Source organism: Sporosalibacterium faouarense, from assembly GCF_016765695.1.
Classification (GTDB): domain Bacteria; phylum Bacillota; class Clostridia; order Tissierellales; family VENL01; genus Sporosalibacterium; species Sporosalibacterium faouarense.
The window spans coordinates 1-26066 of sequence record NZ_JAETGO010000057.1 but is presented as its reverse complement, the minus strand read 5'-3'; the positions used below and the strand labels follow the sequence as shown (position 1 = coordinate 26066).

The 26066-nt window shown below is 29.5% G+C and carries 28 protein-coding genes and 1 riboswitch; of the genes, 6 read left to right on the top strand and 22 right to left on the bottom strand.

Annotation, left to right across the window (positions count from 1 at the left end; all coding sequences use genetic code 11):
- Positions 1-85: 85 nt before the first annotated feature.
- The 13 genes from JMO20_RS11145 to JMO20_RS11085 form a co-directional block, all read right to left on the bottom strand.
- On the bottom strand, positions 86-2104 hold the full coding sequence (locus tag JMO20_RS11145; protein ID WP_202709748.1) for a complex I subunit 5 family protein: 2019 nt from the start codon (positions 2102-2104) through the stop codon (positions 86-88).
- A 20-nt stretch (positions 2105-2124) separates the two neighbouring features.
- Positions 2125-3579 (bottom strand): proton-conducting transporter transmembrane domain-containing protein, encoded by a 1455-nt coding sequence (locus JMO20_RS11140; protein WP_202709747.1) that lies wholly within the window; start codon positions 3577-3579, stop codon positions 2125-2127.
- Positions 3580-3590: 11 nt separating this feature from the next.
- A complete protein-coding gene (locus JMO20_RS11135) occupies positions 3591-5057 on the bottom strand; it encodes a complex I subunit 5 family protein (protein ID WP_202709746.1) in 1467 nt (488 codons plus the stop codon).
- A gap of 3 nt (positions 5058-5060) precedes the next feature.
- Complete coding sequence (locus tag JMO20_RS11130) at positions 5061-5423, bottom strand: sodium:proton antiporter (RefSeq protein ID WP_202709745.1); 363 nt, start codon at positions 5421-5423, stop codon at positions 5061-5063.
- Positions 5423-5842, bottom strand: a complete 420-nt coding sequence (locus tag JMO20_RS11125) for an MnhB domain-containing protein (protein WP_202709744.1) — start codon at positions 5840-5842, stop codon at positions 5423-5425. Before JMO20_RS11125 ends, JMO20_RS11130 begins: the two co-directional genes overlap by 1 nt.
- Before the next feature lie 4 nt (positions 5843-5846).
- The gene (mbhE, locus tag JMO20_RS11120; protein ID WP_202709743.1) at positions 5847-6122 is read right to left on the bottom strand and encodes a hydrogen gas-evolving membrane-bound hydrogenase subunit E; all 276 of its coding nucleotides are present in this window, start codon (positions 6120-6122) and stop codon (positions 5847-5849) included.
- The gene (locus JMO20_RS11115) at positions 6119-6358 is read right to left on the bottom strand and encodes a hydrogenase subunit MbhD domain-containing protein (protein WP_202709742.1); all 240 of its coding nucleotides are present in this window, start codon (positions 6356-6358) and stop codon (positions 6119-6121) included. The genes mbhE and JMO20_RS11115 overlap by 4 nt, the downstream gene beginning before the upstream one ends.
- Before the next feature lie 5 nt (positions 6359-6363).
- On the bottom strand, positions 6364-6660 hold the full coding sequence (gene mnhG, locus JMO20_RS11110) for a monovalent cation/H(+) antiporter subunit G (RefSeq protein WP_202709741.1): 297 nt from the start codon (positions 6658-6660) through the stop codon (positions 6364-6366).
- 4 nt (positions 6661-6664) lie between these two features.
- Positions 6665-6928 carry an MrpF/PhaF family protein gene (locus JMO20_RS11105; RefSeq protein ID WP_202709740.1) on the bottom strand — a complete coding sequence of 88 codons (264 nt, stop codon included), beginning with the start codon at positions 6926-6928 and terminating at the stop codon, positions 6665-6667.
- Positions 6925-7410, bottom strand: coding sequence for a Na+/H+ antiporter subunit E (locus tag JMO20_RS11100; RefSeq protein WP_202709739.1), 486 nt, complete (start codon positions 7408-7410; stop codon positions 6925-6927). The genes JMO20_RS11105 and JMO20_RS11100 overlap by 4 nt, the downstream gene beginning before the upstream one ends.
- Positions 7411-7641: 231 nt before the next feature.
- A complete protein-coding gene (locus JMO20_RS11095; RefSeq protein ID WP_202709738.1) occupies positions 7642-8226 on the bottom strand; it encodes a zinc dependent phospholipase C family protein in 585 nt (194 codons plus the stop codon).
- A 102-nt stretch (positions 8227-8328) separates the two neighbouring features.
- Positions 8329-8838 (bottom strand): hypothetical protein, encoded by a 510-nt coding sequence (locus tag JMO20_RS11090; RefSeq protein WP_202709737.1) that lies wholly within the window; start codon positions 8836-8838, stop codon positions 8329-8331.
- A 150-nt stretch (positions 8839-8988) separates the two neighbouring features.
- Complete coding sequence (locus tag JMO20_RS11085) at positions 8989-10170, bottom strand: MalY/PatB family protein (RefSeq protein ID WP_202709736.1); 1182 nt, start codon at positions 10168-10170, stop codon at positions 8989-8991.
- 526 nt (positions 10171-10696) lie between these two features.
- Here JMO20_RS11085 and JMO20_RS11080 point away from each other — a divergent pair.
- Complete coding sequence (locus JMO20_RS11080) at positions 10697-11302, top strand: DNA-3-methyladenine glycosylase (RefSeq protein ID WP_202709735.1); 606 nt, start codon at positions 10697-10699, stop codon at positions 11300-11302.
- 19 nt (positions 11303-11321) lie between these two features.
- Entirely contained in the window at positions 11322-12431 is a 1110-nt protein-coding gene (locus JMO20_RS11075) for a DUF3810 domain-containing protein (protein WP_202709770.1), read from the top strand.
- A gap of 14 nt (positions 12432-12445) precedes the next feature.
- On the opposite strand, the gene aroF is transcribed toward JMO20_RS11075, so the two are convergent.
- The 6 genes from aroF to JMO20_RS11045 all read right to left on the bottom strand — a co-directional run bounded on the left by aroF (position 12446) and on the right by JMO20_RS11045 (position 18487).
- Positions 12446-13249: a 3-deoxy-7-phosphoheptulonate synthase gene (aroF, locus tag JMO20_RS11070; protein WP_202709734.1), complete on the bottom strand. Its 804-nt coding sequence runs from the start codon at positions 13247-13249 to the stop codon at positions 12446-12448.
- 165 nt (positions 13250-13414) lie between these two features.
- On the bottom strand, positions 13415-14704 hold the full coding sequence (gene nagZ, locus JMO20_RS11065) for a beta-N-acetylhexosaminidase (protein ID WP_202709733.1): 1290 nt from the start codon (positions 14702-14704) through the stop codon (positions 13415-13417).
- Between the two features lie 148 nt (positions 14705-14852).
- The gene (locus JMO20_RS11060; RefSeq protein ID WP_202709732.1) at positions 14853-15749 is read right to left on the bottom strand and encodes a DMT family transporter; all 897 of its coding nucleotides are present in this window, start codon (positions 15747-15749) and stop codon (positions 14853-14855) included.
- Positions 15750-15934: 185 nt separating this feature from the next.
- On the bottom strand, positions 15935-16102 hold the full coding sequence (locus JMO20_RS11055) for a S41 family peptidase (RefSeq protein WP_202709731.1): 168 nt from the start codon (positions 16100-16102) through the stop codon (positions 15935-15937).
- Between the two features lie 31 nt (positions 16103-16133).
- Positions 16134-16598, bottom strand: a complete 465-nt coding sequence (gene msrB, locus JMO20_RS11050; protein WP_202709730.1) for a peptide-methionine (R)-S-oxide reductase MsrB — start codon at positions 16596-16598, stop codon at positions 16134-16136.
- A gap of 140 nt (positions 16599-16738) precedes the next feature.
- Positions 16739-18487, bottom strand: a complete 1749-nt coding sequence (locus JMO20_RS11045; protein WP_202709729.1) for a putative bifunctional diguanylate cyclase/phosphodiesterase — start codon at positions 18485-18487, stop codon at positions 16739-16741.
- A gap of 466 nt (positions 18488-18953) precedes the next feature.
- Between JMO20_RS11045 and JMO20_RS11040 the strand changes: the two genes are divergently transcribed.
- The gene (locus tag JMO20_RS11040) at positions 18954-19211 is read left to right on the top strand and encodes a helix-turn-helix transcriptional regulator (RefSeq protein WP_202709728.1); all 258 of its coding nucleotides are present in this window, start codon (positions 18954-18956) and stop codon (positions 19209-19211) included.
- A gap of 15 nt (positions 19212-19226) precedes the next feature.
- On the opposite strand, the gene JMO20_RS11035 is transcribed toward JMO20_RS11040, so the two are convergent.
- From JMO20_RS11035 to JMO20_RS11025, 3 genes are all read right to left on the bottom strand, one after another.
- On the bottom strand, positions 19227-19709 hold the full coding sequence (locus JMO20_RS11035) for a hypothetical protein (RefSeq protein WP_202709727.1): 483 nt from the start codon (positions 19707-19709) through the stop codon (positions 19227-19229).
- A gap of 64 nt (positions 19710-19773) precedes the next feature.
- Positions 19774-20400, bottom strand: coding sequence for a RecX family transcriptional regulator (locus JMO20_RS11030; RefSeq protein ID WP_202709726.1), 627 nt, complete (start codon positions 20398-20400; stop codon positions 19774-19776).
- 205 nt (positions 20401-20605) lie between these two features.
- Positions 20606-22213 (bottom strand): sensor domain-containing diguanylate cyclase, encoded by a 1608-nt coding sequence (locus JMO20_RS11025; protein ID WP_202709725.1) that lies wholly within the window; start codon positions 22211-22213, stop codon positions 20606-20608.
- Positions 22214-22454: 241 nt separating this feature from the next.
- Positions 22455-22589, top strand: a riboswitch (cyclic di-AMP (ydaO/yuaA leader).
- Between the two features lie 8 nt (positions 22590-22597).
- Here JMO20_RS11025 and JMO20_RS20385 point away from each other — a divergent pair.
- The 3 genes from JMO20_RS20385 to speB all read left to right on the top strand — a co-directional run bounded on the left by JMO20_RS20385 (position 22598) and on the right by speB (position 26014).
- Positions 22598-23521, top strand: a complete 924-nt coding sequence (locus JMO20_RS20385) for a peptidoglycan-binding protein (protein ID WP_202709724.1) — start codon at positions 22598-22600, stop codon at positions 23519-23521.
- A gap of 253 nt (positions 23522-23774) precedes the next feature.
- On the top strand, positions 23775-24857 hold the full coding sequence (locus JMO20_RS11015; protein ID WP_202709723.1) for an NAD(P)H-dependent flavin oxidoreductase: 1083 nt from the start codon (positions 23775-23777) through the stop codon (positions 24855-24857).
- A gap of 245 nt (positions 24858-25102) precedes the next feature.
- Complete coding sequence (speB, locus tag JMO20_RS11010; protein ID WP_202709722.1) at positions 25103-26014, top strand: agmatinase; 912 nt, start codon at positions 25103-25105, stop codon at positions 26012-26014.
- Positions 26015-26066 lie beyond the last annotated feature (52 nt).

Here is a 26066-nt window from a genome sequence, read left to right as displayed (position 1 = left end):
CCATTAAGAATTTCTTAGTAAAAAATACCTACTTTTATTTTACCCTTTAGTATGTAGATTATAATTTGTAAATTTGTTACTAACTTTATCTATTCAATAAAACAAGACTTACCAAAAATATTACTAGAATTAAGGCAAATATAAAGATTGAATAAATAATACTATTCATTTTATTTCTAACGCTAATTAAGAAATTTGTTAATTCTCCCTTAGCTTTCTCACTGCCTTGATCTCTTATATTTCCATAAGCATCTTTTATGCCTTCTATCTTACTCATTCCTACAGATACTTCTTTATTTATCTTTTTATTTTTCTCTTCCTCAAAATCAAACTCGCTTAGCTTTTTTATTCCTATGGTTAAATTTTTAATAACATTAATAGCCGAATTATCTATTATATGAAAAAAATCTGAGCTAGTTCTATAAATTGCTTTAAGAACGGGTAGATATATATCTTTCTCTAGGCTAATCCAATTCAAAGATGGATTAACATACATTTTCTTTCCATCTATTATTTTTAATAAATACTTTTTCACAAATCCAAAATATATAGATAGTCCAATTACTAATACTATCATTGTAGATTTCAAACTATCAAATGAATAAAAGTCAATATGAAAACTACTTGTGACCCCAAAAGTAGATTCTATTCCTGTCATAAATTTTAATACTAAATTAGGATTAATCCCTATATAGAAGACCATTATGCTCAAAATAACCATTGGTAAAATTGCTCTTTTTCTTATATGATCCTTATATTGTCCTATATATTTTTCGCTACTATCAACAAAAACTGCTACAAATATTTTCATTAAATATGCTACTGTTAAACTACTACCCAGAACAAATAGTACTTCTGCTACCACAAACCAATAACTATCGTACTGATGATGTGCTTCAGATAGAGCATCATGTAATATGGTTTTGCTTATAAATCCGTTAGTTCCAGGAATCCCCATTATAGCCAAGGCTCCAACAATAAAAACTGCTTTTAATAGCCCTTTATGCTTTCCAAAGCCTCTAACAACATTAATACTTACATCATGTATTATCATATAAATAATACCCACCACCAAGAATAGTAAAACTTTAAATATGGCGTGATTGAAAATATGCATTACAACACCATATATGGCTATTATCTTATGTTCTTTCAATAAGCCAATTAATCCTATTCCTAATAGTATATATCCTATTTGACTCATACTACTATAAGCTAGAATTCTTTTAATGTTTCTCTGAAATAATGCAAGGAATCCTCCCAATATCATATTCACAAATCCTATCCCCATAATTATGGAAGAAAGAATAAAATCACCATTCATTATTATGTTAACTGTAATAATAATACCAAATATTCCTGTCTTTACTAATATACCCGATAATACAGCACTAGCTGGAGCTGGAGCTGCTGGATGAGCCTTTGGTAACCAAATATGCAATGGCACTATACTGGCCTTTACTCCAAACCCTATAATCATTAATGAACTTATTAAATACTTAATATTCCCAATGTCATTAATGGCATCGGGGATTTCAGATATATTCAAAGTAGCAGTATAATCGAATAATAGAAATAATCCCATTAATAATATTAAACCACCACCTATTGCCATTCCTATGTAAGTCCTACCAGCCTCATGAGTATACCTATCTTCATCATGTATAACAAGAATATACGAGGTTATAGACATAATTTCAAAAAAAGTAAAGAGATTCAAAATATTTTCTGAAATAAATATTCCTATTGTACTGGCGAAAGTCAGAATAAAGAATGTATAATATCTGTTTCTATTTTTATATTTAAGAATATACTGAGTAGAATAAATTGTAGTTAGAAACCATATCAAGCTTGTAATCCATACAAAAACATATCTAAAGACATCAAGTTTAAGATATAGTCCTGTACCCATGATATCTGGAACATATAATTCCATACCACCAGACTGTACCCTTCCCCAAATTAAGGTTAAAAGCAACAGTTCACAGGCTGTTAATATAACGGTAAAAATATCTCTAAGTCTTTCATTGCTCAAGCCTATTAAAAAGCTTATAAGCGCACCAACAAAAGGTAAGATTATAAGCAGTATAAGTACATTTTCCATTATTTCACCTCCATATCCACTTAGACGATGGTTTTTGCTATACTCTCAATATAATTAAGAACATGATTAGGAAATAGTCCTAAGAGTACCACTATTGCTGTTAATAAGATTATTGGAAGGAGCATACTCAAGGGAGGCTCATTTTCGGTATTATTTATATCTTTATCCCCTTGAAAAAATGCTGCTATTACTATAGGTAATAGATATGCAGCTGTAAGAAAAGCACTTACTAAAAGAATAATTACAAATAAAACATTGTTAGAATTCAATCCCCCTGCAGCCAAGTACCATTTGCTTACAAATCCATTGGCAGGAGGAATACCAATGAGAGAAAACGTTGCGATTGCAAAGCACCACATGGTAATAGGCATCTTTTTACCTATCCCCTTAATTTCTCCAATTGTCTTTTTACCAGTAGTAAAATATATTGCACCGGCACAGAAAAATAGTAAAATTTTAATAAATGCATGATTCACTAGATGTAATATGCCACCAATAAGGGCATTCTCATTTAACAATACAACTCCTAATAGAATATATCCTAACTGGCTAACAGTTGAATATGCAAGTCTTTTTTTTAAGTTTTCCTGATGCAATGCAAGTAATGAACCTAGTAATATAGTAAAAATTATTAAGAAACTTATGTAAAGATTTCCGTTAATGTTTTCTAATGTTTTCGATCCAAATATATAATAACTAACCCTAATTATGGCAAAAACTCCTGCTTTAACAACAGCAACAGCATGAAGAAGTGCACTTACTGGCGTAGGAGCTACCATGGCCGAAGGTAACCACGAATGGAATGGTACTAAAGCGGCTTTAACTCCAAAACCAATAAACAAAATCATATATATTGATAATAATAGCTTAGAATTATCTATAAATATATTTCTGAAAACCCCATTTGGAATAAAAGTCATATCTTGACTTATGGAAAACAAAAGAATCATCCCTAATAGGACAAGAGTTGCCCCACCAAAGGAATATATTAAATATTTTTTTCCACTTTCCAATGCTTCTCTAGTCCCTGAATGAATAACTAGCGGAAAGGTAGAGAGAGTTAATAGCTCATAGAATACATAAAAGGTAAAAAGGTTACCAGCAAAGGCTATACTTATGGTGATTCCAAGAGTAAAAGTAAAAAACACAAAAAACCTTTTTTCCTTTCCTTCGTGTGTCATGTATGAAAATGAATAAAACGCTGTAAATATCCACAAAGTAGAAGCTAACATAGCAAATAGTATTCCTAATTTATCAATTTTGAAATATAAATCAAGAAAATTATTAACCATGAATAAATGAACATCAATAGTACCTTTTAAATATATTATTAATAATAAAAATAGAAAATTAGCTATTATAATTGATGCTACAAAAATATTTCTCTTCTCTTTTGTAGCAAATTTTATCATTCCTAACAAAGTCGATGCTAGAAATGGAAAAAACATAGGAATAAGCATAACTGTATTACTCATATATCTACCCCCTAAAACAAGTCTAATCGAATTGCATCTATTATTCCTTTATTAAATATTCCAATTAGAAAAACTAACAAGGTTAAAACTAATACTGGAACTAATTCCTTTAAAGGCTTGTTCTTAGACATATATACTCTACCTTTCAAGTTCTCTTCTCCAAAAAAACTATTTATAACTATTGGGAAGTAATATAATGCATTTAATAAGCTACTGGCTAAAATCACACCTAGATAAAGTAGTTTCCCAGCCTCTATACTAGCCAATGCAAAATACCATTTACTAATAAAACCTGGTAAAATTGGTATTCCGACCATAGAAAATGCACCAATTGTAAAAATAGATAATGTTACTGGCATCTCTTTCCCTACACCTCTAAGATCAGTTAATTTGTGATTCCCGGTTTGTTCAATAATTGAACCAACGGAAAGAAAGAGAGTTGATTTGGTCAAGGCATGACCAATAATATGGTATATAGCCATGGCTAATCCTAGCTCATTACCTAATCCTATCCCATAGAATATATATCCCATTTGAGCCACACTTGAATATGCAATTACTCTTTTTATATTTCTTTGTAAAATAGCAAGGACTGACCCCATTATCATGCCTGCACTGCCTAATATTAGTATCAAATCTAAAAGTGGATATTGACTAATAATTTCAAGTCCAAAAACTCTAAATAATATTTTAATTAACAGAAAAACATATGCCTTTAAGACAAGTCCGGAGAGAATTGCACTTGCCGATGCAGGCGAATTTGAATGGGCATCGGGTAACCATGTATGTAGGGGAAACATTGCACTCTTTACCCCTAAACCAATGGTAAATAAGACGAGAGTTATTAAAACTGTACTTTGATACTGCCCATGTATCTTTATCAACTCATTATGTATAAATGTCATGTTCAAATTTCCCGTTATAGAATAAATAAATGCTATTCCCATTAATACTAGACCTGAGCCTAAAATACTAAGTATGAGATATTTTAATGCAGCCTTTATATTTTCTTTTTTATTTTTTATCACAACAATCCCACATGCTGCTATTGTACTAACCTCGATAAAAACAAACGCATTAAACAGATCATTGGTATAAACTATTCCTAAAAGTGAGCCTATTAAAATATTAATTAAAAGATAGTAAAATCCAATCCTTTCCTTCATAGATCTCTCTAGACTAAACATTGAGTACCAAATGGCCAGAGTAGCCACTGAAGTAAATACCAAGCCAATTATTCCTTCAATAATGCCAACATGAAGTTCTATACCCCACGGAGCATCCCAGTGTCCAACACGATAGTATATTTCACCATTGAACTTTATATAAATAACACTGATTAGTGATATTACTGATGAAATACTTAAAGTTATAAAACTTAATCTCTTACTTATTACATCCTTTTTGAATAAAGGCATAGTAAAGGATGTAATGAAAAGAAATATAATTGTCAATAATGGGAAGCTTTTAATTATCATTTACTAATCACTCCTCATCTTCATTATTTCGTTAAGCTCAATAGTTCCATATTTCTCATATAGCTTTATAGTTAAAGCTAAGGCAAATGCTGTCATACTAACTGCCACTACTATCCCTGTCAGCATTAACCCAGTTGGTAATGGATTTACAAAACCTTCTTTTGTAGCATTAATTTCTTTGACAATTGGAGCTTCTCTACCTTCTATATATCCCTTTGATATAAAAAATAAGAATATAGCTGTATCCATTATATTCATTCCAATTATTTTCTTTATTAAATTATTATGTAGTAGCAAAGTCACAAACCCTACTCCAAATAAGATAATAGCACCTGTTTCAAAATAATTTGTTATAATACCTTGCATTATATTTCTCCTTCATAAAACAATTTAAATAAAAAGTAAATCACTACACTAACCACTATTCCTATACAAATATTAAGAGGTAATATTAATCCACCACTTAATAGTTTTCCAGGTGTTCCAATAGGTATATTAAAGACTTCTAAATGACTTCCACCAGTTATGAAGCTATATCCTTTAAGAATTCCATATGCTATTAAAGAAATACACATTAGTGATAATAGTTTACTATAGGTAAGCCTCTCTTCTGCTTCAGTCTTTCCATAAATAACTCTATATAGTATAAGGCTAGCCCCTATAATTGTGCCTCCAGCAAATCCTCCTCCTGGAGATAGGTGCCCATGTAAAATAACATATGCTCCAAAAACCTGTATGAAAGGGATAACCAACCTACTAACTTCAAAAAGAATTTTACTATTCATATATTCATTCACCTACATTTCTAAGGACAATAATAACTGAAATTATTGCCGTAAATAATACAATAGCCTCAACGAATGTATCAAAAGCCCTATATTCTAATATTATTGCTGATACTATATTTAAGGCTCCTGTCTCCTGTGGTCCTTTTTCAATATATCTTTTAGTTATGTAATTATTTGCTGGATTATCGGATTTTCCAAATTGAGGTAATTCATTCACTCCCAAAAGCAAAATGAAAATTATAAGTACTGTTAATGTAATAGCGAGTATTTTTCTCATTTTTTCACTCCCTTAATTTTTTTAAGGGTAAGAACAAATAATACAGTAGTAATTCCTGCTCCAACAGCCGCTTCAGTTATAGCTAGATCTGGAGCATTTAGTTGTTGCCATAATATAGCCATTATAAGACTATATACCATAAAAACAATAATAGCGCTGAATAAATTTTTAATTGCTGAAACTGAAATTGATAAGCCTATTAGAAACATAAGCATTAGTATACTAAATATTTTCATGTCATTCACTCCATTAGAGTTTTTTTATCCTTTTTTTTATATGAAACCTTTGCTATTAGATGTGTCGCTGTGGGTGCAGTTATCCAAAGAAATATTATTATCAATAATATCTTCAAGGTAGAAGCACTATATCCACTATAAATCATTAGAGCAGTCAAACAAAGAACTGCTCCCAAAGTATCACATTTAGCAGCACTATGTACTCTTGTAATAAAATCGGGAAGTCGTAAAATTCCTATAGTTCCTACTGCAAAGAAAAACAATCCACCAAATAATGTAATTATTATTAATATTTCTTTCATTCAATCACCCCTTACTCTTTTCAATAACATTAGTTATTATCACAGTAGAAATAAAGCTTATAAGAGCATAAACTAGAACAACATCAATAAAAAACTCTTCTTTTAGTATAAATGAAACTAATGAAATCAAAACGACTGTTTTAGTGCTAATAACGTTAACAGCCATTAATCTATCTTCCAAAGTGGGTCCCTTAATTGCTCTAATAATACAAAGAATCATTGTAATAGCTAGGACTATTATTGATATGATTAAAACATTTTCTATCATAAAGATAACTCCTCAACTTTCAAAAGAATCTTCTCAAACCTTAAGTTAAAAACTTCATTTATTCGGTCTTTTTCAAGACAATGAATCTTGAAAATATTCCCCGTATAGGAAACAGTTATTGTACCAGGTGTAAGGGTTATAGAATTTGCAAGTATTGTCTTATTAAGATCTGATTTTAAGTTTGTTTTAAAGGTTATTGTTTCTGGTGAAATGTTCATTTTAGGACTTAGCACTATCTTGGCTACATGAAAGTTAGCTATGAAAATTTCTTTTATTAATATTATTAAATAGATAGATAAATAATATGTCTTTCTTAAAATATGTAATCCATAAGGAGTCTTGGAAATTTTCCTTGGCATGTTAAACCTAAAAACTACATAACAAACAACCAGACCTATAACTAATCGTTCTAAAGTAATTTGCTCAGTGAGTATAAGCCAAAATATAATGAGAATAAATATTTGAATGTATTTTTTTAGCATATATTCCTCCAGACTAAAATGATTTCTTGTATATATTTTAATATGATTATGTTAAACAATTCATAAAGAAGGGAAAATTAAGAAGTGAATTTCCAAAATAAAAAAGTGATGGTGAAATTGACGTACGTTATTGTTATAATTATAACAGAGTTTTCTGAAAATTGATATATTAAATTGTTACAAAAAAATAAAAAACTGACTCTTTATAAGTCAGAACTAAATATTTATAAATCATGCAACTAACTCTCCCTTTAATTTAACCATTAAATTACTAGCCAAATAGGCTGCCATTAAAATTGACGCCTTTAATGCAAAATATATATCCATTTCCATATTCCCTACTGATTCTAAATGTTCTTTTTCCATAGCTAGTATTGTATCTATTATGTTACCAAACATAATATCTGGTACATCTTTACATAGGGTTTCTAATTTTATATTACTTTTTATTTTTTTAAATTTCCTGTGCAAACTAATCTCATACTTTAAATGCTTAAATAAATCTAAAATATTTGTTATATCATTATTATGCACACTACAAAAGAAATCTGATAGAAAGTGATTAATTATCCCTATTTCTAAAGACAGTGATTTAATAGTCATATCATTATTTTGTTGTGATTCTATTGTATCTATCTGTTCTATTATAAAAGTCAAAGCATCAGGCTTTGTATGAGACTGTTTAATTGAAGACTTATCAATATCTGGTTTTATATTTCCATAAGTAAAAGAGCCCTTATCTAATTTAATATTAAACATATTTTCTAATGAATCTAACACTACCTTTGCCATTAATCTATGGGTAAAAACTATCATCAATAACAGCCCCTTTTCTCTATTTAATGATAGTTTACCTCTATATTGTTAAATCCCTAATAAATCAAAGTAAATTTTAAGAAATAAAATAAACTCTGTTTATTAAGAATTTAACTCAGTATATACAAACCTTATTTCTGTATCTAAGAATCTTCTATAGGTTTTTAGCTTTTTGCGTAAATCATTATTGGTAAAGAAAAATAATGAAAAAGCTTCCCATAAAAATACCCATCCACCTATAAACTGGCCTTCAAGTAAGATTGATAGAAAAACATTCATGTTTAACTTCCCTTTTAAAAAGTAAGCTGAAAATAAAAATACAAAGGAAATCAAAATATATAAAAAAGTCCTCTTATTAGTTCTTCTTACCTCTTTCATAATAGTATGAATCATAAAAATAAAGTTGTTTTCTAATCCTGATTTTACTTGTTCCTCTGACCTAGCACTATAACGAGATCTTGGTATATGAAATTCTAAACAAATAGGAAGTTCAAGGGGAATATCTGTAGAACTATCCTCTAAAAATGTTTTCAAATCTGGATCTATGTCCCTATTCTTAAAGGGAGCTGGATCCCATTCATTAAATACATCGCTATACTTATTTAAAGACACCTCTATTATAAGACAATTAGTAATGGGATCCCTTCTATATATTTGAGTTAATAAATTTTTTCTTTTCCTTAGCATACATTCACCTATACTTATTAGATTTTAGTTTTTTATATTATTTAACATATTAGAACAAATATACTTTTATGTAGTTTATATGTTCACATTTTGAGAAATTGCTTCTTCTATCCTTCTTAAGCCTTCCTCAAGAATTCCCCTTGGACAAGCAAAATTTATTCGCATGAATCCTTTCCCTTCTTCTCCAAACCAATACCCATCATCTAGTGCAACCTTAGCTTTATTAATCATAAAGTGACTTAAAAGTTCTGCATTCATTTCGAGATTTCTACAATCAAGCCAAGCTAAGAATGTTCCTTCTGGCCTATGCACTTTTATTTGCGGGATTTTTTCTTCTATATATTTTATTAAAAACTCAACATTACCTTCTAAATAATCTAAAAGCTGTTCTAACCACTCTTCTCCATATTTGTATCCAGCTTCTACTGCAGCTATGCTAAAGCAGTTATTGTTTTTAAAGTGATGCTTATCTAGTGCTTCATTATATCTTACATAGTCCCCTTCATTAGAAAATGAAACGACAGAGGCTTGCAACCCTGCTATATTAAAAGTTTTACTAGGTGCAAAGCAAGTTATTAGATTATCTGATAGATTATTTGGTAATGTTCCAAAAGGTGTATGTTTATATCCTTTAAGTACTAAATCACAATGGATTTCATCTGACACTATACGTACATTATTTTCTCTACATATTTCTCCTAACTTAACTAGCTCTTCCCTTGACCAAACCCTTCCTATAGGATTATGTGGACTACACAAAATTAGCATTTTTACATTTTCATCTATTTTTCTCTCAAGATCATCATAATCCATGACATATTTTCCATTTAAATTTTTAAGGGGATTAAGTACTACTTTTCTATCGTTATTTTCTATAATTGAATAAAATGGATAATATACAGGAGGCTGAACAATAATTTTATCTCCTGGTTCAGTAAATTCTTGTACTATAGTACTTAATGAAAATACTACTCCTGGACTATGAACAAGTAATTCTTCTGGTGGATTCCAATTATGTCTTCTTTCCATCCATTCAGCTATAGTTTTAAAATATGATTCAGTTCTTGTAGTATACCCAAATACTCCATGTAATGCTCTGTTACAAATTGCATCTATGATGGGTTGTGGACTCTTAAAGTCCATATCTGCCACCCACATAGGTAAAATATCATCTCTTCCAAACTTTGAATCTAATTCTAGCCATTTCAAAGAATTGTATTTACTCCTATCAATTATTTCATCAAAATTATATTTCATAATTAATCCCTCCAACTTTAGTTATACTAAATCAATATAACTTATGTAAAAATTAAATATCTTATGACCCTTTTAAAAATATATCGTTTAAAAACCTTTTTTACAGATTGTATAAAATTTTATAAACAATTTTCTGAAATATTAAATATAGAACATAAAATAAAGTAGAAATTTGTTTAAAATTGTATATATATATTATATCACACTAATTATTCCTACTATAATCACTAAAATTTAATTTTAGTATAAATTTAAAATAATATGTATATTATCCTTTAATCCTGTCCATAATAATAGTGTCGGGAACATAACATATACACATCACTGCTATAAGTGGGGACTATCAAGTCATTCTAGTAGGAATAGACTTGTAAAAAGCTCTTTTCAGTGGTGCCAGTGGACTGTTATGTTCTCGATAATTTTTTGTGCTTCAAAATAAATATGTATATTACTTAATGTCATCTATTTTTAATATAATTATACCTTGTACCAATGTTATAATTTATACATAGGAGTGATTAAAAATATGAAGCTTACAAGAGATTTTTATAATCAAGAAACCTTGATTGTTGCTAAAGAATTACTTGGTAAAACACTAGTTCATTATGTTGGCGGAAATAAAATTTCGGGAAGAATCATTGAAGTCGAAGCATACAAAGGTCTAAAAGATAAAGCAGCTCATTCATATGGTGGAAAAATAACTAAGAGAGTTGAAACTATGTATGGTCCTTCAGGCTATGCTTACGTCTATCTTATTTATGGCATGTATAATTGTATGAATGTTGTCACCCGTGAAGAAGGTATACCAGAAGCTATTCTTATTCGCGGAATTGAACCACTGGAAGGTCTAGACTGTATGAGCCTAAATAGATTTAATAAAAATTTCACTTCCCTTACTAAAAGCGAATCAATAAGATTAACCAATGGGCCTGGAAAGCTTTCTATTGCATTTTCTATTAATAGAAGTAATAATGGTCAAGATTTATGTGGTGAAAATTTGTATATAGAAGATTCAAACTATAAACCCAAAAATATTATAGCGTCAAAAAGAATTGGTATAGATTATGCTAAAGAAGCTAAAGACTATCTATGGAGATTTTATATTGAGGGAAACCCTTTTGTATCAAAATAATATTAAGGCTGGTATTTCTATGAAAAAAGTTAAACTCTCAAAAAATAATAAATTATTTCTATTATTTCCAATAGGTATTGTTCTAACCGCGTTAGGATCCCATAATCCAGATTTAATTGAGAAGGTTTATTCTAATGGTATATATAAGTTTATCTCTCAACCCATAAGTAAACTTACTGGATTATTTCCATTCTCTTTAGGAGAATTACTTTTTATATCAACTATTTTTTTCATTATTTTAAAATTATTTGTTTTTGTGAAAAGATTTATTGAGAATCCTAATCAGAGAAAAAAAACTTTTTTTAGATTCTTGCGTAATGTTCTAGCTTTCATAAGTGTTCTCTATTTTATATTTATCACTATTTGGGGAATGAATTATCATAGGCAACCCTTTTGGGAGATTGCTAATCTAGGAAATACTAAGTCTTCAGTTAAAGATTTAGAAAATTTATGTGAGAGCTTAATAAAGGATGGGAATAGGTTAAGATTATTAATTCACGAAGATCCTAATGGAGTAATGTATCTTCCCAAAGGGCATGATGATATTTTAAATAGAGCTTATAAGGGGTATAGGAAAATATCTACTACATATCCTCAATTTAATGGAAGTTATGGCAAACCAAAAAAGGTTTTTATATCAGAATTAATGTCTTATATGGGGATATCAGGTATTTTTTCTCCATTTACTATTGAAGCCAACATAAATACTACTATTTCATCATCTATGTTTCCAGTAACTGTCTGTCATGAAATGGCTCATCAATATGGGTTTGCCAGAGAGGATGAAGCTAATTTTATAGCTTATCTTGCTAGTAAATCTAACCCTGATGCAGATTTTCAATACTCTGGAACCCTGTTGGCTATAATCCATTCAATGAATGTCTTATACGAATATGATAATGATAAGTATTGGGAACTATCTGAGACATATAGCGATGGTGTAAAAAGGGATTTGCTAGATATCTCAGAGCATTGGGATAAATATGAAGGAATCATATCTAGAACCTCTTCAAAGGTTAATGATACATATTTAAAAGCTAATTATCAAGAAGATGGTGTTGCCAGCTATGGAAGAATGGTTGATTTGCTCCTAGCCTATTATAAAAGAACTGAAATAATTACTCAGTAATTATTTCAGTTCTTTTATAGATTGTCTACATTTACATACTTTTTACACCAATCATATATTCTTTTGTATTGCTCAATGGTAATAGATTGTTTACCATCACATAATGCTTTTTCTGGATTCAAATGAACTTCAATCATTAATCCATCTGCACCACATGCTATTCCAGCCTTTGACATGGGTTCAATAAGCCTTCTAATTCCTGTACCATGACTTGGATCCACTATTACTGGTAGTCCCGTTTTTTCTTTAATTAAAGGTACAGCCGATAGATCTAAAGTATTTCTAGTGATATTTTCAAAAGTCCTTATACCTCTTTCACATAAAATGATATTTTTATTTCCATATGCAGCAATGTATTCTGCAGCCATTATCCATTCATTTAATGTTGCACTCATTCCCCTTTTTAACAAAATGGGTTTATCTATTTCTCCTATTACTTTTAGTAAAGAATAATTATACATGTTTCTAGATCCAATTTGAACTATATCGGTATAATTTAAAAACTCATTAATATCACTTTCACCCATCAACTCAGTTACTACAGGTATCCCTGCTTTTTCTCCTGCTTCTTTAAGATACTCCAACCCTTTAAAACCTAGTCCTTGAAATGCATAAGGGCTAGTACGGGGTTTAAAAGCCCCTCCCCTTAGTACATCTACACCTATTTCTTTTAATTCTAATGCAGTTTCTATTATCTGATTTCTAGATTCTATTGAACAAGGTCCCGCCATAATTACTGGTTTATTACTTTCTCCAATATTTAATTTTCCAACCTTAACTGTGATTTTATCTCCATTAAGTATTTTTTCATTTAACATAATATATTCCTCGTTCCTATCAATTGCATCTGAGCTTAATTCTTATTATATTCTCTTACTTTATATACTATACTATAAGCCATTAATCATTTCAATGTATTAGTTTCCTTATATGTTAATTCCTATCTTAAAATTAATTACATCTAACAAATATATTTATTATTACTACTTCATATATGTGTTTAGAAGCTTGTTAATATTGTTGTTTATTGTTTCAATATCAACAGAGACAACTGGTCTATCTTCTAATTTATATTTATTTTTTAACTTTAATATCCTGTAAACACTTTCATCTATACGTTCTTCAGTAATAATTCCATTTACAACTGCTTCTTTTAATGAATCAATTGCAGTAATTTCATTTTCATATTCGTGACAAACTAACACTATATCTCCACCAGCTAGGATAGCCTTTACAGCTGCATCGTTTATTGAATAATTATCCTTTATAGCACCCATTGTCAAGTCATCGGTTATTACTACACCTTTATATCCCATTTCCTTCCTTAATAAATCGGTAACCAATCTTTCAGACAAAGATGCGGGGTAATTTGGATCTAACTCTGGAAATAAAATATGTGCAATCATTATTGTATCAACATCATTTTCAATAGCTTCTTTAAATGGAATTAATTCTAATTGCCTCAAACTACTTAAATCTTTATTTACTTTAGGTAATCCTAAATGGGAATCAACAGAAGTATCTCCGTGACCTGGAAAATGTTTAACAACTGGTATTATACCCTTTTCCTTTATTCCATTCATGATTTCCACACCTAACTCTCCTACTACTTGTGGATTGGAGCTTAATGACCTTACACCAATAACTGGATTATTAGGATTACTATTTACATCTAGCACTGGAGCAAAGTCTAAATTAAAGCCAAAGCTCTGTAATTGTTGACCAAGAATTCTTCCTAAGTTTATAGCAAATTCGTTATTCTTTGATTCACCGACAACGTTACTATTAGGTAAATCAATTAATTCATCTGGCATCCTGCTAACTTTTCCACCTTCTTCATCAACTGCTAAAAATAATGGTATTTTATTATCACTATTGGTTTCTTTAAGACTATTGAGTAGAGATAATAATTGATTTGAATTTTCAACATTTCTCTTGAATAATATAAACCCTCCAACTTTGTATTGATTTATTAATGATTTTACATCTTCATTTAAAGAGTCTCCTTCAAATCCAAGGATAACCATTTGCCCTATTTTTTCATCTAAAGTCATTGTCTTTATAAGCTCAGTGATTGTATCTTTTTCATCCTCTTTATCATTTTCATTGTTTTGACCATTATTTTCTTCATCCTTATTATCATCCTGATTAATTTGGTCCTCATTTTCTCCATCGTTATTATTTTTATCAGCATTTTTATTAATTACTCCACATCCTATAAACATAGGAATAATTAATAATAATAATACTAATATTTTAATTCTTTTGTTCATTTAATTTCACTCCGTTCTTTAGTTCAATAAGTAATAATTTTAACCTTGTAATTTAAAAACTTGTTATCAATATAATTACCCAACATAGCTAGTTTTTATTTCAAAATTACAAATCAATTATTATATGAGAAAATTGTATATTGTAATTTTATATAAATAATAATCCTACACCTAGTACTGTAACGATAGCACCAATTATCTCTTTAGTACTTACCTTTTCTTTAAATATAATTATTGAAGGTATGATAATTAGTACTGGAACGATTGAATTAATGGTTGAAGCAATTCCAGTTGCTGTATATTGAACAGCTAATAATGAAAAAGATACTCCTAAAAATGGTCCAAAAAAGGCACCGATTGAAACTCTCTTCATGGCATAGCTATTTGTAATAGCTTCTTTTAACTTATTCCATCTTTTCATAAATGTAAATACAATTATAAATCCTATGATGCCAAAGATAATTCTAATCTGTGTTGCTGCAAAAGCATTATAGCTTCCCATACCCATTTTACTAAAGATAAGTCCTAGAGATTGACCCAATGCTCCTATGAAAGCAAATAATAACCCCTTAATAGAATGATTAAATTCAAGTTTTTTATCTCCTGACTTTCTTACTAGGATAACCAAAGCTATACCTATTATTGTAACGAACATTCCTATCAATGCTTTAGGTGTCAAGACTTCTCCTAGAAAGAAAAAGCCTAATAAAGCTGTTATCGGTGGAACAGCTGACATAATTAACATTGAAATTCTAGATCCTATCTCAAGAAAAGCCTGAAATAAAAATAAATCCCCAAGTACAAATCCAATAATTCCTGATATGCTTAGCCATAACCAAGCGTTTGGTGTAGCATCAAGGGGTAAGAACATCCCTCTTGTAAAAAGTGTGAAAATACCAAGTAAAAAGAAAGCCATAACTAATCTTATAAAATTCACTGAAAGAGAGCCAATTTTACGGCCGGCCAGTTCAAAGGATATAGCTGTTATTGTCCAGCAAACCGCAGTAACTAGTGCTGCCATTTCTCCTAAATTTGATTGAACCATACTGTACCTCCATTCATTATGTATATTAATTGAAAATTTAGACACTCTAAATATCCATAATTATTATATCATTTTATTTATGTTTATTGCTTTAAGAATTATTAATAGATTAATATTAAATTCATAAAAGCTGCATTGATTAACAACTCAATCAATACAGCTCTCAATCTACCTATTTATTACGTCTAAATAATCTCTATACTATTTGAATCTACATAGATATCTGGAGTAATTCCCATTCCTATGATTGTAGCATTCTCTAAATACTCCTTAAGTTCTAAAGCTACAATTTCAGAACCACTAGCAGAGTGTCCATCTACCAAAACATACATATTTTTAAATTCTGTAAACATCTTATTATAAAAGAAAATCGTAGATATATATCTACGATCCAGTAAATAATCTTAAATACTCTCCGTAACCTTCTTTTTCTAAATCTTTTAATGGTATAAATTTTAGAGCTGCACTATTAATGCAATATCTTAATCCCCCTGATTCCTTTGGACCATCATTAAAAACATGACCAAGATGGGAATCAGAGTCTTTGCTTCTTACTTCTATTCTCTCCATATCATATGAAGTATCTCTTTTTTCTTTAATTATTTTTCTATCTATCGGTTTTGTAAAACTTGGCCATCCACATCCAGGATTATACTTATTTTTTGATGTAAATAAAGGCTTTCCAGTAATAATATCTACATATATTCCTTCTCTATCATTATCCCAATATTCATTATTAAAAGGTGGTTCTGTGCCATTTTCTTGTGTCACATTATATTGAGTGGAAGTCAATCTTTTCTTTAATTCCTCTTTATCTATTTCTTTACTTCTCTTTTTTCCTTCATTCATTATATCCCCTCCAAGGTACTTTATTATTAATATACCATGTTTTAATACTATCATTCATAAAAAAAGACTTCTTAAAGTCTTTTTCATCTAGTAAATATTCAAATATGTATATATAAAAACTTTATTTAATAAAATATGAATTACTTATCTATATAAGTTTTTTTCTCAAGCAAAAGATCATTAACTTCCATTATAGATATTGGCTTACTAAATAGATACCCTTGTAACCTATCACATTTCTCTCCTTTTAGAATCTGCAATTGTTCATTAGTTTCTACTCCTTCTGCAATTACAATCATATCCATAGTGTGGGCAAGGTTCACTATAGATTTAAAGATTTCATGTTCAATACAGTCCTTTGTAATATCATTAATAAAGCTTTTATCTATTTTTACAAAGTCTACAGGTAGCTTTTTTAGGTAATTAAGAGATGAATAGCCTGTACCAAAATCATCAAGAGCAATTTTAATGCCTAATTTTTTAATATTATTAAGAACTTCTATTGTAAAATCTAAATCACCTAAAGCCAGACTCTCAGTTATTTCAAACTCTAAATTTTCAGGATTAATATCTGTTTCTTTAATAATTTTAGATACTTTCTCAACAAAACTCTCATCTTCTAATTGCTTAGCTGAAACATTGACCGAAACTGTATGATTCAGAACATCCATATACTCCCAAAGCTTGATTTGATTGCAGACTTTTCTTAAAATCCATTCTCCTATTTGAATAATTAGTCCCGATTTTTCTGCTATAGGTATGAATTCTATTGGGGAAACCATACCAGCTGAAGGGTTATCCCATCTAATCAAGGCCTCTAATCCAACTATTTTGCCACTTATAGTTGATACCTGAGGCTGATATAATACCTTGAATTCATCATTAGAGACTGCATATCTTAATCTTCTTTCCAAATCTAAGTTCCTAAGAACTTCCTCTTTTATAGAAGGTGAATAAATACAATAGTTATTCTTGCCTAAGTTTTTAGCATAATGCATAGCAGTATTTACATTTTTCAGTAATACTTCGTCATCTTCCCCGTGATCAGGAAAAACAGCTATACCAATACTTGCTGTAACATAAAACTCCAGATTTCTTATTGTCCAGGGCTTTTGAAAAGCTTTATTTATTTCATTAGCTATTTTTTCAATATTATTAACTTGACTTATTTCGTAAATTATTATGGCGAACTCATCTTCACTTATCCTCGTAACCACACCATCATTACCTATTATTTTGATTAGTATATCACTTGAATCCTTAAGTAGATCATCTCCATAAGAATGTCCAAGGCTCTCATTAACAAAACCAAAATCATCTAGGTCGATATGCATCAATACTATCTTATTTGAGTTATTTTTAGCTTCCTTGATAAAATCCTTTAATTGCTTCTTTAGGTAACCTCTATTCGGTAATCCAGTGATTGAGTCATAATATGATATATTATATATCCTATTTTCTATTAAATTGTACTTTTCTTCTCTTTCTTTTAATAAGTCTTGTATTACCTTTAACTCTCTAACTTTAAGATTTAATTTTTCATCTATGTCATTTAATTCTTTATTCTTTTCTTTTATTTCTTCATTACTCTTAATCACCTTCCTTGCTAGCCGTTGATTCTTACTAATACTCTTGTCGATTAATATAAATATCATATAAGAAGTTATTATAATAAAAATACTTCCTTTAACTGTTTGTACCCATGTAAGTTTATCTTTATTAACTATAATTAATTTTAAAATATTATCTGATAAAAATATCCATAAAAAACTAACAATCAGATAAACTAATGTGACCCTGACAGCTATTATTCTAGGTACAAGTCCTTTTACTAAATGTAATTTATCATCTGGATTATGGTTTATTACTTTCTTTATCAATCTACACATTAAATACACCTCGTTATTTGAATATGTTATTTTAAAATTTTCAAGATTTATTTAATAGTAAAAAAACCAACATGACAATGGAGAATCATTGTTATGTTGGCCTTATATCTAGCTAAAAACTGATTTTTGTCCTTCTGTCTAATATTAGTTCTAATATGTCATCAAATTTATATCTTATTACATATTCTATTATCTTTAATTTTATCAAATTATTTACCAAAAATCAACACTTTTTTACATATTTTTTACAAGTTTGTTTTTTTTAGGGTTATTTAGAAAGGTAAAGTAAATATAATTACTTATATGTCGATTAGATAATTTACAAATAGAAATATTTCCAATATATAATATATTTGATGTGCATCATATTTTATATTTGCTATAATATCTATATAGTATTATAATTAGTAAATTTATCATTTTGATTTTATTCAAATAATGATTTTTATAAGTGGGGTGATATGATATGACCATTGGTAATCGCATAAGTTGTATTAGAAAAAATAACAACTTAACTCAAAGTGAATTTGCTCAAACTTTAGGCATATCCCAAGGAACACTCAGTGATCTTGAGAATGATAAATATAGACCTTCAGTCAAAACTATTATAGCACTTAAAGAAAAGTTTCATATTTGTACCACATGGATATTATTTGGTTCAGAGGTAGAGAATGACACTCTAGATGAAAGCTTTATTTTCTGTAAATCAAAAAGACTTGATTAAATGACAAGAAGATATCTATTTTTTCTCTACTCTTCGTATCAATATAGGTCTCAGTAATAACCCCAATACTAGAGTCACACTAATACTTATTATAGGTAAAAAAATGGGACCTATTTTAAATCCCATAAGTTCAAATGTTGAAGAATATATGACTGCTATTGTGCCAATATAAGCTGCCGATACGAAGGGAATAAATAAATATGGTTTATTCTCTTTTAATCTATCTCTATATGCATCCCATATTGCAAATATATAAACGCATGGATAAAACATCAACCACTGATAATTTACCTTTTCAATAGCTTCAGACATATTCCCATAAAAGCTATAAATAATTATAGTGTTTAAATTTGATTTCATATTAATTATAAATTCTAGCAAAATGAACAGAAAGCCTTTGAAATACCTTTTATTTAGTAGTTGACCAAGTCCAGGTAAAGCTACACTCCATAATGCAGATTCTAAAGCTTCATTCTTTTTGTTATTAATTTTATTCATGGAATACATCCTTTTCATTTAACTATTTATATAATTTGCTATTTTTATGGAATTTATGTTAACTTTATAAAACTTCTTCCAAAACTTTTTTTACAATATCAAAATCATATCCTTTTCTTTGTAAGAATCCACCTAGCTTTCTATACTGTGCTCTCTTTTCATCATTTTTATATGATGTTCTCAATTTCTTCTTAGCAATTTCTAAAGCTCTATTATATTCCTCTTCCTTATCTACCAGATTTTCAATTACCTCTCTAATAACTATCTTTTCAATTCCTTTTTTAATTAATTCAATCTCTAATCTCTTCTTGCCAAACTTTTTTAGTTTAACCTTATCTTTTACATATTCTATGGTAAATTGCTTATCATCAATATATCCTTTCTTCTCTAAATTATAAATTACATTATCTATTATGGACTTGTCATATCCTTTTAAATCCATCTTATTCTGTATTTCTTTTTTACTTCTAGACCTATATGATAAAAGCTTTAATGCATAATTATTCCCTTTACTTTGCTCTTTTGCCTTAATAACTTTGTCAATAAATTCGTTATCCAACTCTTTCCCCTTTAACAATTCATATTTTACTAATGTATCTTCATGTACTCCAAAAGCATATTCTCCATTAATGTATATTGAATATCTCTTGTTATTTCTTTTTTGTTTTTCAACCTTAGTTATTTTTTTCATAATTTCATCCCTTCTTCCCTTAATCCTATGATTATTATAGCATCTATTTCTTTTAACTTCATTCTTAATTACTACTATATAATTTTATTTACTTCTCTCTTATAATATTTTCTTCTAACTTAGTATTTAAAAAAAGCGACAAAAAAGTCCCTCAGCTTACCTCCTGAACGACTTTTTTATACATAAATCTATTTTAATTATACCATTATTTATCATTATCTCTTATGACTATATTGTTTTTATTATGATTTTTATAATTATCTTTGTTCTTATACATTCTTTTATCAGCTATCTCAATAAGTGCATCAGCTGATGGTCTCCCATCTTGCTCATATTCCGCTAACCCAATACTTGCACTTACTAAAAATGCTTTTTGATTTTCTTCATTATACTGATCTATTTCACTGTTTATTTTCTCTTTTATCTTCCGTGCACATTGAACAGAACATTCGGGTAGTATAACTAAAAATTCATCTCCTCCTAGTCTAGCTAAAGCATTCTCTTCGCCAATGCTTTTCCTTATAAATTCACATGCGGATATAATTAGCTTGTCTCCTTCTCTATGTCCCAAATAGTCATTTACAGTCTTCAGACCATTGATGTCAATAAACATTATACTAAGAGGAGTTTTATTTATCTGTGATTTTTCAATTTCTTTTTCTAAAAGCTTTATTCCTGCCCTTCTATTTAAAGTATTTGTCAATGTGTCAATGGTAGCATATCTATGAATTTCTTCTTCTCTTTTCTTCACAGCATCTTGCATTTCGTTGAAACTCTCTATTAATATATTAAGTTCATCACTTGTTTTTAAATCTATTTTACTTACATTACTGTTTTCTTTTAGTCTCTTTACAGACTCTACTAATTTGTTTATTGTCCTATATGTACGTCTACTAATAAAATAAGCAAAAATAGTAGTTAGAATACAAACTATTAAAATCAAAATATGAATATATCCAATTAATCTGTCTATTGGTTTAAGCATGTATTTCTCATCAAACTCGACAATAAGACCTACCTCTAACTCATCAATCCACCTATAAGATCCTATTACTTTATTCCCTTTAAAATTCTCGTATTTAGCTACGTTATTTTTTCTTTCTATAACATTTTTAACTCCTTCAGTCATCATATTTTCATGATAAAGGGCTACCTCATCTTTGTTATTTAAATCATATTCATTGCTAGTAATTATATCTCCTTTTTTATCTACAAGAAAGATTTGTTCACCATTCTTAAATTCAATGCTCTCAATTATGCTCTTGATTTCATCGAGTCCTATTACTCCTGCTAATACGTATTCAGGTTTTCCTTCTATTATTACTGGTTGTGAAATGGTCATAATGATAGTACCTCTCCTCTTGCCAGAATAAAGGCCAGTAACTGTCGACTTGCCTAATAGTCCATTTCTAACATAATCACGTTCCATTAGATTAGTCTCTGAAGGTCCTCCTTTTGAATTTACAACATTTCCTTCATTATCTACAAGTAATAAATCAATTAATGTAGAATTATTGCTTACTACCTTTCCTAATAATTTCTTCATCTTTTCAGAATTATAGATATCCAAATTCATATCTTGAAGATATAAAGATTGCGTTTTAATACAACTCTTAATATCTTTAACTTTCTCTCTAATTTCTATATAAATCTGCTTTTGATATTGTTCTACCAAATCCATCGATTGACTCTCTAAAGTTCGCGCTGCCGCCCAATATATTGATAATCCAACCCCTGAAAATATAACAACAATCATAATAATTAAAGCCAAAAACTGTTTTAAAAATATCCTATTTCTAAATAATGTTTTCATTACTTAATTTCCCCCATAATGCCATTAAGCTATCTTCAAAAAAATACCTAGTTGATTTAATAAAATCACTTTTTATTAATCCACTATAGAAAGATTTTTACATCTTTGTTAAATTTACGACATAAGAATTATATCACTTTTCTAATTAAGAGTAAACTATTGTTTGTTAGTTAAAAAAATAACTGTAATAATCTTCTAGTTGACATAATATTGTCAGGATTGTATAATATAATTCATGCATTATGGACACTTGCTGAATCCTAAATAATTAGGTACGGAGGAACCAACTAAGGGGTTAATCCATAAGTATTTATGGTAGGGAGCCTTCTATCCCGAACCCGTCAGCTAACTTCGGAAGCAAACATAGGAAGGAGTGTATTTATTGTGAAAAATAAGTCAAAGATTCTTGTTTCGTTATGTATAATATTCTTAGTACTTTCTTTTCTTTCTACTAATGTATTAGCTGCTGGAAACTACACTAATTCTTATGTCCCCTTGAAATTAGGGAGTAAGGGAAGTGAAGTAATAAAGCTGCAAAACGCTCTTAATACTAAAGGTTATTCGGCTGGACCCGTTGATGGTTCATATGGGCCAATGACTAGAGCTGCAGTAATCAGATATCAAAAAGCTAATAATTTAACTGTTGATGGTATGGCTGGACCAGAAACTCAAGCATCTTTATATAGCTTATCCTATACAGTCTTAAGAGAAGGAAGCAAAGGAAGTCTCGTATCAAAGCTCCAACAAAATTTAAATGCTAAAGGTTATTCACCTGGACCTGTTGATGGCATTTATGGATCATTAACTAAAAATGCAGTAATCCGTTTTCAAAAGGATAATGGATTAACTGTTGATGGTATTGCCGGTCCTCAAACTCAGTCTACATTATATAACTCTACAGTATCACGTGGGACAACCCTTGCTAGAAGTACAAGCTATAATTCAGATGATTTGTATTGGTTATCAAGAATAATCCACGCTGAGTCAAGTGGTGAACCTTATAGCGGTAAAGTAGCTGTAGGTAGTGTTATAATAAACAGAGTTGACTCAAAACTTTTCCCTAATACTATAAAGGGTGTAATATTTGAATATTATAAAGGTATTCCTCAATTTAGCCCAGTAGCTGATGGCACTATTTACAATAATCCATCTCAGGAGAGTATTCAAGCTGCAAAGGAAGCTTTAAATTATAACAGACCAGTTGGAAATGCAACTTACTTCTTCAATCCAAACAAAGCTGCAGCAAAGTGGATTGTTGAAAATAAAACATATGTGACTAGAATAGGAGACCATGTATTCTATAAATAGAATCTAAACATAAAGGTACGGACATAAATCCGTGCCTTTTATTTTTTTCTAAAAAAATGATTTTACAAGTTTTTTTAGTTAATACTTACATTATTTTCTATTATATGGATATACTAATGATTAAATATGAAATTTTTATTAAATATCAATAAATTTGTTGAAATTGCTATCTTTTTAAGTCTATAAAGTATATACTTAAATAGTACCTTTTGTTACCTGGTACTAATACTTTATTATAAATAAGGAGGAGTTTATGAACTTACCTAAATTAAGAATTGGGAATCTCATTGCAAAAGTTCCTATAGTTCAAGGTGGTATGGGCGTTGGTATATCCTTATCATCTTTAGCAGGAAATGTTGCACTAAATGGCGGAATTGGCGTTATTTCAGGTGTGGAAATAGGTTTTAATGAGCCTGATTATTATAAGAATAAAAAAGAGGCAAACATTAGAGCCTTAAAAAAACATATAAGAAAGGCAAGAGAAATTTGTCATGACGGAATTGTAGGAGTTAACCTCATGGTTGCCCTTAATAACTTTGAAGAAATGGTCAAAGAAGCCGTTAAAGAAAAAATTGATATAATATTCTCTGGTGCTGGACTTCCCCTTAAACTACCTAAATTAACTAAGGGAACTGACACAAAAATCTCACCTATAGTTTCTTCTGGTAGAACTGCTGCTTTAATATGTAAAAGCTGGGATAAACGTTATAATATAATTCCTGATGCGATTGTAGTAGAAGGCCCTAAAGCAGGAGGACATTTAGGCTTTTCCAAGGAAGATTTGGATAATCCCTCTATGGAGCTTGACAAATTACTTAAAGATGTATTAACTGCAATTAAACCCTTCGAAGAGAAGTACAACCAAAAGATTCCTGTTATAGCTGGTGGCGGAGTTTTTAATGGCAAAGATATAGCTCATCTATTAAAATCTGGTGCATCTGGAGTTCAATTAGGAAGTCGCTTTGCCGCTACCTATGAATGTGATGCTTCTGATGAGTTTAAAAGAGCATACGTAAACTCTAGTTCTGAAGATATAAAAATCATTAAAAGCCCTGTAGGAATGATAGGTAGAGCTATTAGTAATGATTACTTAAATAGTGTTAATCAAGGACTTGAGAAGCCTTTTAGATGTATAACCAATTGTTTAAAGCCTTGCAATCCAAAAGAAGCTCCTTATTGTATAGCTGAAGCCTTAATAAATGCTCAAAAAGGGAATTTAACCCATGGATTTGCTTTTGCTGGAGTTAATGCTTATAAAATAGATAAGATAGTATCTGTAAAGGATTTGATGGATGAACTAGTTACAAATACTAAAAAACATTTAATCTCTTTATAGTATATAAAATAATCTTAAGATAGAGTCCTATTGGGCTCTATTTTCTTATCTAATGAATATATTATAAATCAACCTATTATAATAGCTTATATGAGATTTTATATATTTAGAGTAAAATTTCCTTGCTTATCTCATAAGTAATAATTATAATTAATTCATTACTAGTAGAAAATAACTTTCACATATCTTTAAAAATAAATAAAGGAATTACTTGTTTGGTAGCAAGAAGGGAGTTGAATATTAAAATGACATTTAATAATACAAAATCATTTCACACACCTTGGAGAGAGCTTTTAACAGAGGATATTGACAAAGCTAGTGTGCTTATAAAGGGAATACCCTTTGATAGAGCAGCAAGCATCAGTAAGGGAACTTCTCAAGCTCCAAATCGTATACGTCATTTATCACGATTTGTTCCACCAATAACAGAAGAAGGAATAATTATAAAAAAACCTTTTATAAAAGATGAAGGAAACTTTGAAGTTAGTTTAAATTGGGAAAAATATTTCAATAAAATTGAAAAGGGAGCCAAAATTCTTTTTGATAGTGGCAAATTTTGCATATTTTTAGGTGGCGACCATTCTGTATCTATTCCTTTACAAGCTGCTTTCTCAAAGCATTATAGCAGCAAAAAAATTGGAGTAATACAGTTCGATGCCCACTGTGATTTATTAAATGAATATCAGGGACATATATGGTCTCATGCTTGTGTCGCAAGAAGGGGATTAGAAAACCCAAATCTAAAAGACGAGGGGTTGACTTTAGTAGGAATACGCTCCTTCGAAGAAGAGGAAATATCTTTTCTAAATAATCATAGTGATATCAAAATGATAACTTCACTAGAGATTTACGAGAAAGGAATAGATTATTTAATCAATGAATTAATCAAACGTTATAAAGATTATGATTCAATTTATATTTCTTTAGACATAGACGTTCTAGATCCTGCTTTTGCACCAGGCACAGGTACTCCAGAGGGCGGAGGAATATCTACTCGAGAAATTCTTCAAATAGTAAGAAAGTTAATAAATGAATTACCTATTAAGGGAATGGATATAGTTGAGATTTCTCCTCCCCTCGATAATTCAGATATTACATCTTGGGCTGCAATCAAAATTATATACGAAGTATTAGGACAAATACATCTAATCGAGTAGGAGGTAGATAATTATTTTATCTACCGACCTCTCACACCACCGTACGTACCGT